Raw genomic sequence first — 10,282 nt, forward strand, 5'->3', positions numbered from 1 at the left:
ACCTTACCCCTAGGGCAAGCTTTAGTCTGTGGGAGTTTTCAGTCAGATAGTGATATTGGATATGCAACTTTCGCTGCATACAATTTGGGTTTCCATGTTGGTGATGATGACGCTGCTTGCTTCAAGCTTAGTGTCTAGCGCACCTTTAATGGCGATCACAATGTCACCGATTTCGGCTGTATCCCATTCAGTGACTGACGATGCAAACCCGCCGCAACACTGCTCAAATATGAACGCTGCGCACCATGATTCCGATGCAAGTGATATGATTTCATCAGCGATGAGTAACGATTGTATCGATCACAGCGGCCAAGGTGTTGATTCCTGTTGCAGCGTCATGTGCATGACCACGTTAGCTTTCTTTATCACTGAACACGAACCCTTCACACCTCACGCGGTTTTATTGTTGATCAATGCAGAAGCAACGCGTGGTATTGTGACGGTCGCCCGCTCACTTTACCGTCCCCCTATCGCTTAATTTCCCTTTCATTACGCCTATGGTGTGTTTGTGCGGCCTTTAACTAGGTGCGTGACTCTCTGTTGCATCTCAACCTTTTGCGATGCATGAAAGATGGAATTTTATTGTGAACCTTAAACTCTCTGTGATCGCTTGGTCGATCAGTATAGTGGGCATTTTGTCATTCCCCTTGATGGTGAATGCAGCCCCACAAGCCGCGATGGCTCAGCCAGATTCGCATGCAAAACAATTAGCTCAGCTGATTGACGCTGCATTATCGAATGATGCCGTCCGCAAGCAATATTTTGCTCAATCTCAAGCAATACAAGAAACTGGAATTGCCAGTTCAACCCTAATGGATCCTAAGATCAAAGTTGGCTTTGGTGGTTTGCCCATTGATAGTTTTAAGTTTGATGAAGATCCTATGACTAACATTTCTGTGGGCTTAATGCAGCAGTTTGAACGGGGTTCAAGCTTGGCATTACAAGCGAAAAAAGCAAAGCAACAAGCCAGTGGCGTTGCGCTTCAGGTTAATTTACGTGAGTTGGAAGTGGCAAACAGCATGACTCAATTATGGTTAGAGTTAGGCTACCAACAACGCGCTGAACGTATCGTGCGGGCAAACCAAACCTTAATGCGTGAGCTGGCTGGTTTTATTGAAACGAACTATTCATTAGGTAAAAGCGAAGCGCAAGATCTGCTGCAAGCGCAGTTACAAGTTTCCAAATTGGACGAAAAATTACAAGCCAATCAACAAATGCAGCAACGTATTGTGTCGCAATTATCCGAATGGTTAGGTAGCGCTTGGTTGGTTGAACAGCCTATGTTAACCGCTGAAGAGTCAGTGAACTGGTCCCGTTTAGATGCGCAATTGGCTACGGTTAACGACAGCACCACTCACTACGCTTTGTTGGTCACTCACCCGATGGTCGGCATGGTAGAAACGGCAATTCACACCAACCAAACGCAAGTCGAAATAGCACAAACGGCCTATCAACCTCAGTTTGGTGTGGAAGTGATGTACGCCTATCGCCAAGCAAGCAGTATGCAAGGCGGACCCGCAGCCGACATGGTCAGTGCTTATCTCACCATGGATATCCCGCTGTTTACGGGGAGCCGCCAAGATAGAAACCACGCTGCGGCGCAATATCAAGTGGTCGCGGCTAAATCACAGCGTGATGTTCTATTGGCGCAGATGAACGCCAAAGTGAATGCCTTATTGGTTGATAAAACGAACCTCGAACAGCGTTTAGCGCGCTATCAAACCACCTTATTAACGCAAGCGAAAGCCCGCACTCAAGCGGTTGAGAGAGGCTATGAAAACAATACCTCCCAGTTTAATGATGTCGTCAGTGCCGCCAGCGATGAACTAGCGCTGCAATTAGAGCAAGTACGCCTAATGACCGATTTAAACCTAACCAAAAGTAACCTCGCTTATCTATTAAATGGGTTCGATTTTCAAGTTATTGCCCCTTCACTTACGTCTGTAGAAACACTTACCTCTTTAGAAACACTCACGTCTGTAGAAAAGTAGGAGAATTCAATGAAATCATTAAACATAGCCGTACTTTCCTTAGCGATAGGTGGATTACTGGGGTTTGGCATCAATCAGTACCTGTCAGGTCATGATATGGAGGCAATGAACTCAACCAATGCCACATCTGAACCGCTGTATTGGGTTGCGCCGATGGACCCAAACTATAAACGTGATAAACCGGGTAAGTCGCCGATGGGGATGGATCTCATTCCTGTGTACACCGAATCGTCGACGCAAGCACAAGAGCATAGCGGTACGGTGACCATCAGTGCTGCGGTCGAAAATAACTTGGGTGTGAAAACGGAACCCGTGGTGTTTGCGCAGTTATCTCCACGTATTGAGACAGTGGGCTACATTGCGTTTGATGACAGTTTATTGTGGCAAACGAACGTTCGCATTGCTGGTTGGGTTGAAAAACTGAACATTAATGCGGTTGGAGAACAGGTTCGTAAAGGCGATGTCTTATTTACTCTCTACTCACCAGAGTTGGTTAAAGCGCAAGAGGAGCTGTTAAATGCCCATCGAGCCAGTCGTGAAAGTTTACTGAAAGGCGCAACCGAGCGTTTGGTTTCACTGGGTGTTGATCGTGAACAGATCAAACAGATTATCGCTCGAGGCAAAGCCACTCAATCGATAGAGGTCAAAGCCATTGCTGATGGGGTGATTGCAAGTTTGAATATTCGCGAAGGGGGATACTTATCGCCAGCGCAAGCGGTGATAAGCGCAGGTCCTTTAAACGAAGTGTGGGTTGATGCTGAGGTATTCGAGCGCCAAGCACATTGGATTACGTCGGGTAGTTTAGCGTTAATGACACTGGATGCTATTCCCGGCAAGGAGTGGCAAGGGAAGATAGATTACGTCTATCCCATTTTGGATCCGAAAACCCGAACGCTGCGTATGCGTTTGAAATTTCTCAATCCGAAGGGTGAGTTGAAGCCTAACATGTTCGCCAATATCGCTTTGCAGCCGGTATCGCAACAAGCGGTGCTCACCATTCCTAAATCAGCAGTTATTCATTCGGGCGGCATGACGCGCGTCGTACTTGCTGAAGGAAATGGCAAATACCGTTCAGCAAGGGTTGAAGTTGGCCGCGAAGCAGGCGAACGCCTTGAAGTTTTACAAGGGTTAACGGAGCAAGACACGGTCGTCACGTCGGCACATTTTCTGTTGGATTCAGAGTCGAGTCAAAGTGCTGATTTATCACGTATTAATGGAGTCGAAGCTGCCAATGAAGCTTGGTTAACGGGAGACATCAGTACGCTTATGGCTGATTTCGGGATGCTCACACTTAACTATAAACCGGTAAGCAAATGGGGCTGGCAAGCGGGGCAGATGAACTTCACGGTTGAGGAGGAGTTTGATCTCAGCTTATTTGCTGAAGGGCAAAGGGTTCGATTTCTAGTGGCAAAGCAGGGTGACGAATATGTACTAAAAGCACTGGAAGCGAGTGAGCAGGCAAGTAGTGAGACGAACATTACCGCCGCAGAAACACTAGGAGGTCAACAATGATTGGTGCGATTATTCGTTGGTCGATCAATAACCGTTTTTTGGTGTTGGTGGCGGCTCTGTTTCTCACTTTGGGCGGACTTTACAGTGTAAAGAACACGCCTGTTGATGCTTTACCGGATCTCTCAGATGTGCAAGTGATCATCAAAACCAGCTATCCCGGCCAAGCGCCGCAGGTAGTGGAAGATCAGGTCACTTACCCGCTCACAACGGCGATGCTTGCCGTTCCGGGGGCAGAAACGGTCCGTGGCTATTCATTCTTCGGTGATTCCTACGTCTACATCATCTTTGATGATAAAACCGATATGTATTGGGCTCGCTCGCGGGTATTGGAATATCTAAGCCAAGTGACGCCAAAACTGCCACCCAATGCCAAACCAACCTTGGGGCCGGATGCGACGGGGGTTGGCTGGATCTACAGTTATGTACTGCAAGATAAAACCGGACAACACGATCTTGCGCAGTTACGCAGTTTGCAAGATTGGTTTTTGAAGTACGAGCTGCAAACGGTGAATGGTGTCTCCGAAGTGGCTACCGTTGGCGGCATGGTTAAGCAGTATCAAGTGCAAATTGATCCGGCAAAGCTACGCGCTTATAACCTGACTTTGCAACAAATCAATGCGGCGATCCAAAATGGTAACCAAGAGTCGGGAGCGTCAGTGATTGAGGTTGCGGAAGCCGAACACATGGTACGCACCAGTGGCTATCTGACCAGTATTGATGACATTAAAGCGCTACCACTGAAAGTGACCGACAAAGGAACGCCATTATTGTTAGGTGATGTGGCGGATATTAACCTTGGCCCACAAATGCGTCGTGGTATTTCTGAGTTTAACGGTGAAGGAGAAGCGGTTGGAGGCGTGATCGTGATGCGTTTTGGTGAAAATGCTAGCCAAGTGATTGATGACGTCAAAGCGAAATTGACTGATCTCCAACGCAGCTTACCGGAAGGTGTCGAAATTGTTGCCACTTATGATCGTTCAACCTTGATCAATCAAGCCGTTGAAAACCTTTGGCATAAGCTAGCAGAAGAGTTCATTGTCGTTGCGGTCGTGTGTGCGCTGTTTTTATTCCATATCCGCTCATCATTAGTGATTGCTTTGAGTTTGCCCGTGGGCATTCTATCGGCGTTTATTGTGATGCACTGGCAAGGTATCAATGCCAACATCATGTCACTTGGGGGGATCGCCATTGCTATCGGTGCTATGGTCGACGGGGCGATTGTGATGATCGAAAATGTGCATAAACATATGGAACGCACCCCACTGACCGACAAAAATCGCTGGCAGGTGATTGGCAAAGCCGCTGAAGAAGTCGGTGCGCCACTATTTTTCTCACTACTTATCATTACGTTAAGTTTTGTGCCCGTCTTCGCACTCGAAGGCCAAGAAGGCAAGATGTTCTCGCCATTGGCGTTTACTAAAACCTATGCCATGGCCGCCGCCGCAGGTTTAGCGATCACGCTCGTCCCTGTTCTTATGGGCTATTTTGTGCGTGGCAATATTATTTCCGAGCACAAAAATCCTATCAATAAAGGGCTTGTGGCACTTTATCGTCCACTACTCAACCTGAGTTTGCGTTATCCCAAAAGCATGATTGTATTGGCTTTGGCATTAATGGCTTCCGCTTATTACCCAATGAGCAAATTAGGCAGTGAGTTTATTCCGCCATTAGATGAAGGCGATCTCATGTACATGCCGACAACCTATCCGGGGATCTCGATTGGTAAGGCGCGTGAGCTATTGCAGCAAACCAATAAACTCATCAAAACCGTACCAGAGGTCAAAACCGTGTGGGGCAAAATGGGGCGTGCAGAAACCGCAACTGATCCCGCGCCCTTAACCATGATTGAAACGGTGATCCAACTTAAACCTCGCGATCAATGGCGTGAAGGCGTAACCACAGAATCGCTACGTAAGGAATTTGACAGCTTAGTGCAATTTCCGGGGTTAACCAACGCGTGGGTGATGCCAATCAAAACACGCATCGATATGTTAGCTACAGGGATCAAAACGCCGATTGGTATCAAGATAGCGGGTCCCGATCTCAAACAGATTGAAACCATCGGTGCGCAGCTTGAACCTATCCTTAACCGCGTTCAAGGCACGGCATCGGTTTATGCTGAACGTGTGGCTGGTGGACGTTATGTAACGATAGACATCAATCGGTTACAAGCGGCGCGCTATGGGCTAAGCATTAAAGATGTGCAACAAGTAGTTTCAACCGCAGTGGGGGGCATGAATGTAGGGGAAACCATTGAGGGGTTAGAGCGTTATCCGATCAATGTACGTTACCCGCAAGATTACCGTGATTCGGTAGTGAAGCTGCAAAACTTACCTTTGGTGACTCAAAACGGTGCACGTTTGGCCTTGGCCGATGTGGCTGATATTCGCTACGAAGACGGCCCGCCGATGATCAAAACCGAAAACGCACGGCCAAACGGCTGGGTCTTTGTCGATATTGATGGACGCGATCTCGGTTCATATGTGGCAGAGGCGCAACAAGCGGTAGCGGAGCAATTACAGCTGCCAGCGGGATATTCTCTCGTGTGGTCTGGTCAATATGAATACATGGAGCGAGCCAAAGCACGCTTGGGTGTCGTCGCACCGATCACGATCGCAATCATCATGTTGCTACTCTATTTCAGTTTCCGTCGAATCGGAGAAGTGTTGATCATTATGGCGACATTGCCGCTGGCGATGGTGGGTGGCGTGTGGTTGATGCACTACCTTGGCTACAACTTTTCAATCGCCGTGGGGGTGGGCTTTATTGCACTTTCAGGTGTTGCGGTAGAAATTGGCGTGATCATGCTCGTTTATTTAAACCAAGCTTGGCACTACAAAAAAATTGATGCACAGGAAAATGGTGCGGCCATTGACAGCCAAGATCTCATCAATGCAATTGGCGAAGGAGCAGGACAGCGCGTGCGCCCAGTCATGATGACGGTACTGACAGTTATTATTGGCCTGATCCCGATTATGTATGGCACGGGAACCGGTTCGGAGGTAATGCAGCGCATTGCCGCCCCCATGATTGGAGGCATGGCTTCAGCACTATTGCTCACATTATTGGTTCTACCCGCGGTATTCAAGTTATGGAAAAACCGTGAAATCGCAACACTCAAATAGCGTGCAGCTGGCAAAGTAAAAGCTAAGCACTAATCGGAAAATAAATAGTAACTGGATGAATTTAAGGAAAATCAAAATGAAAAAAACACTAATCACACTTTCACTAGCGTTATTCACCTCTTCTGTCATGGCTGAAATGGACCATAGCAAAATGGATCATGGCAGCATGGTGATGAAGCAAACAGACACGATGAACATGGCGATGGATGACATGTCAGAAGTCGGCATGCCTGCCAAAGGAGCCAAACCCGATAAAGTGGTGCATGTTTTACTCTCGGATGACATGAAAATCACCTTCAAAAAGGAGGTGAATATTGAACCTGATGATGTGGTGCAATTTGTCGTTATGAACACAGGTAAAATTGAGCACGAATTTTCGATTGGTTCAGCCGACGAGCAGCTAAAACACCGAGAAATGATGCGCCAAATGCGCAATCATAAACATGATGGTGGCAGTGCCGTCACCGTGGCACCGGGTAAAGCGAAACAACTGTTATGGCACTTCCATGGTGATAATAATGTTGAGTTCGCCTGCAATATCCCCGGCCATGCTGAAGCTGGGATGATTAAGAAAATTCAGCTTCAGTAAAAGTTGTCACGCTAACTCGTTAAAAGAAAAAACCGCCCTTCCAATTTGGCAGGGCGGTTTTTTTTGACCATTGATTAATTATTTCAAATCACTGAGCGGTAGCCAGTTTACTTTAACACCCGCTTGTAAAAACATATCTTGGCTGACTTTGATCTTATCACCCCAACGGGATAAGAAGTCTTCTGTTTGCTCTGGGCAGTGTACTGCGGAAATCCCAGTTTGAATGATTTTTGCTGCACAGTTTGGGCAAGGAAAATGTGTCACATAAATTTCGCAACCATCCAAATCACGCTTGGCGAATAGGATGGCATTTTCCTCAGCATGCAGTGTTTTGAGGTATTTCATATCACGATCATCGGTGCCTGCACTGTCTGAAATACCATGCGGGTAACCGTTAAATCCAACCGAAACGATGCGATTTTGCTTAGTGATCACTGCGCCGACTTGCGTGGAGGGATCTTTACTCCAAGAGCCAACAAGTTCTGCCATTTGGTAAAAGCGCTGTGCCCATTTCGAAATCATGTGTTGTTCCTCTGACGATTTTCTTGCATTTCCTCAGTAGCGAGGGAGATATGTGATTAAGATCGACATTAATATCCTAGTTTTCTCACACTTAGTCTAGAGCAATTCTCATTTCTAAACAGAATTCAGCCGTGCCAATCAGTATTAGAGTGAGAGCTCTATCTCATTTCGTGCGGGTATCTTAGCTGAGGAGATAGGCAATTATAGGATTAAGTTTGTGAGAGATCTCTTACACGTATCGTGAGACTTTAACGTTTCGCTATGCAATAAAAAGAGATTGAATTTCTGTAATTATTTGAATTTAAATGATAATTTTCATTCGGTGTCTTTCTGGTAGAGAAAAAACAACAGGTGGGGGATTGCTGAAAAAAGTGAAATCCGTAATCTGAAGTTGTCAGCAGGAAGCGGACACGGAACAGGAAAGACCCAAGGATAGGTCATCTTCAGGACGAAGATTCGATAATTCAGGAAGAATGATCGGCAAGGATAGCGAAGGACATTAGCTGGATGCTGAATAACTAGGATGGTTATCAAGGAAAGTTAATGGACGGTGCAAAGGAAAAGTGCACAAATCTGTCGGGACGACGGAGTTAAGGACACCGCTAGGAAGGCGATGAAAGGGAATGTGCTGAGGGAATCAGCAAACTATCAAGGAATTGATGCAGGGAGCACTTATCAGTAGCTGGATTGCTGCGAGTAAGAACTGGAACCCCACTAAGCGAGAGCTTAGTGGGGTTTTCTTTATTTTGGTTACCTGAAAATAATGGCCACCTGAAAATAATAAGTGGTGAGGTTAACATTGCTTCCTGCGGAGTAACTCCAGATAATAGGTGAAAATAATGAAAGGATATGATGATGATTCGCTTAGCCGTTATTGGAACCAACTGGATTACTGACCAATTTATCGAAGGGGCATTAAAAACGGGGGAATTTCAGCTAGTAGCGGTTTATTCCCGTTCGCTGGACAGGGCGAAACAATTTGCCGAAAAATACGATGCTCCTGCTTTGTTTACTGACCTTAAGAGCCTAGGTGAGAGTGACAATGTGGATGCCGTGTACATCGCCAGCCCGAATGTACTGCATGGTCCACAGTCGATTCAAATGATGCAAGCGGGCAAACATGTTATCTGTGAGAAGCCGCTGGCTTCTGATTTCTCATTAGCACAGCAGATGTATCAAGTTGCCAAACAGCATGGCGTAGTATTATTTGAGGCTTTTATAACCCCACATTTGCCCAATTTTTCCGTTCTAAAACAAGAGCTATCGCAGATTGGCGCTATCCGTAAAGCGGTGCTCAGCTACTGCCAGTATTCCTCTCGTTACCCTAAATATCTCAAGGGTGAGATGCCCAATACCTTTTTGCCCGAGTTCTCCAATGGTTCGATCATGGATATTGGTTATTACTGTTTGGGCTCAGCCATTGAACTGTTTGGTGAGCCTAAATCGGTACAAGCCCAAGCGCATTTACTGGAGACGGGGGTTGATGGTAACGGCAGTGTGATCTTAGGATATGACGGTTTTGATGTGCTATTAATGCATTCAAAAACCAGTGACTCCTATTTGCCGAGCGAAATTCAAGGTGAAGAGGCCGCACTGCATGTTGAGATGATTTCTACCTGCAACCGCATCACGAGAATTAACCGTGGTGGTCAAACCCAAGATCTGAGTATTGAGCAACACGCCAACCGCATGTTTTACGAAGCACAAAAATTTGCAGATCAGATACAGAACAAGACAATAGATGAGCAATGCAAATTACGCTCACTCACCGTTTCCAAATTATTGACAGAAATACGCCGCCAAACGGGCGTGATTTTTCCAACCGATAACCTGTAGTTTCATCGCACAGAGAAGAGAGCAAAAATAATGCAAGCTGAAGTAAAGTGGGTCGAAAATTTCAAGTTCTTGGGCCAATCCCAATCTGGTCATTCGGTGGTGATGGATGGCAGTGGTGGTGCAACCGCGCCTAGCCCGATGGAGATGGTTCTGATGGCTGCGGGAGGTTGTAGCTCTGTGGATGTGGTTGATGGCTTAAAATCGGCCAATCAACAGGTCACGGCATGTAACGCCAAATTGACGGCTGAGCGCCGTGAAACCGCACCGCGGATTTTTACGCTAGTCAATATCCATTTCGACGTATCAGGCGTTGATCTTGACCCTAATGTCGTTGAAAAAGTGACGGCCGATTCATTAGAAAAGTACTGTTCTGTCGGTTCATCCGGAAAATCGATACTTCGCCTCATGACTGGCTTTGATTTTTAACTCAAAAAATTCCCAATCACGATACCCATAGGCGACTTTGTTCAGCGTCTTTATTCGGTTGTTCACACCCTCTACTCGACCACTACTCATCCTTTTATCATAAAATGCCAATATCCCATCCTTATGCTTCCTCAGGGTCTTAGTAAACTTCTCTAGCATCACAATGCCTGAGTGGTTCGCTTCATCTATCCAGCTTTCTAGCCATCTCTCACCCTCTATCTTTGATGGCTGCGACCACAGCATTCTTAACTTCTCTTTTAAATAATAAACCACCGCTAAGG

The 10,282-nt window shown here is 46.5% G+C and carries 9 protein-coding genes; 7 read left to right on the top strand and 2 right to left on the bottom strand.

Annotation, left to right across the window (positions count from 1 at the left end):
• The first annotated feature begins 61 nt into the window (after positions 1-61).
• From B9J87_RS07370 to copI, 5 genes are all read left to right on the top strand, one after another.
• Positions 62-478: a hypothetical protein gene (locus B9J87_RS07370; RefSeq protein WP_094133329.1), complete on the top strand. Its 417-nt coding sequence runs from the start codon at positions 62-64 to the stop codon at positions 476-478.
• Positions 479-560: 82 nt separating this feature from the next.
• A complete protein-coding gene (locus B9J87_RS07375; protein WP_094149995.1) occupies positions 561-1,991 on the top strand; it encodes a TolC family protein in 1,431 nt (476 codons plus the stop codon).
• 9 nt (positions 1,992-2,000) lie between these two features.
• The gene (locus B9J87_RS07380; RefSeq protein WP_094149997.1) at positions 2,001-3,503 is read left to right on the top strand and encodes an efflux RND transporter periplasmic adaptor subunit; all 1,503 of its coding nucleotides are present in this window, start codon (positions 2,001-2,003) and stop codon (positions 3,501-3,503) included.
• A complete protein-coding gene (locus B9J87_RS07385; protein ID WP_094149999.1) occupies positions 3,500-6,628 on the top strand; it encodes an efflux RND transporter permease subunit in 3,129 nt (1,042 codons plus the stop codon). Before B9J87_RS07380 ends, B9J87_RS07385 begins: the two co-directional genes overlap by 4 nt.
• Before the next feature lie 76 nt (positions 6,629-6,704).
• The gene (gene copI / locus B9J87_RS07390) at positions 6,705-7,217 is read left to right on the top strand and encodes a copper-resistant cuproprotein CopI (RefSeq protein ID WP_176429498.1); all 513 of its coding nucleotides are present in this window, start codon (positions 6,705-6,707) and stop codon (positions 7,215-7,217) included.
• Positions 7,218-7,295: 78 nt separating this feature from the next.
• On the opposite strand, the gene B9J87_RS07395 is transcribed toward copI, so the two are convergent.
• On the bottom strand, positions 7,296-7,739 hold the full coding sequence (locus B9J87_RS07395) for a dCMP deaminase family protein (RefSeq protein ID WP_010319355.1): 444 nt from the start codon (positions 7,737-7,739) through the stop codon (positions 7,296-7,298).
• A gap of 849 nt (positions 7,740-8,588) precedes the next feature.
• Here B9J87_RS07395 and B9J87_RS07400 point away from each other — a divergent pair.
• Together B9J87_RS07400 and B9J87_RS07405 are read left to right on the top strand one after the other, a co-directional pair.
• Positions 8,589-9,575 (top strand): Gfo/Idh/MocA family protein, encoded by a 987-nt coding sequence (locus B9J87_RS07400; protein ID WP_013868419.1) that lies wholly within the window; start codon positions 8,589-8,591, stop codon positions 9,573-9,575.
• 30 nt (positions 9,576-9,605) lie between these two features.
• Positions 9,606-10,001: an OsmC family protein gene (locus tag B9J87_RS07405; protein WP_094150004.1), complete on the top strand. Its 396-nt coding sequence runs from the start codon at positions 9,606-9,608 to the stop codon at positions 9,999-10,001.
• Here B9J87_RS07405 and B9J87_RS07410 read toward each other — a convergent pair.
• A partial coding sequence (locus B9J87_RS07410) for a transposase (RefSeq protein WP_141201551.1) occupies positions 9,954-10,282 on the bottom strand: 329 nt, incomplete at its 5' end. The genes B9J87_RS07405 and B9J87_RS07410 overlap by 48 nt on opposite strands.

Source organism: Vibrio sp. V19_P1S1T109 (genome assembly GCF_002241375.1).
GTDB lineage: Bacteria > Pseudomonadota > Gammaproteobacteria > Enterobacterales > Vibrionaceae > Vibrio > Vibrio anguillarum.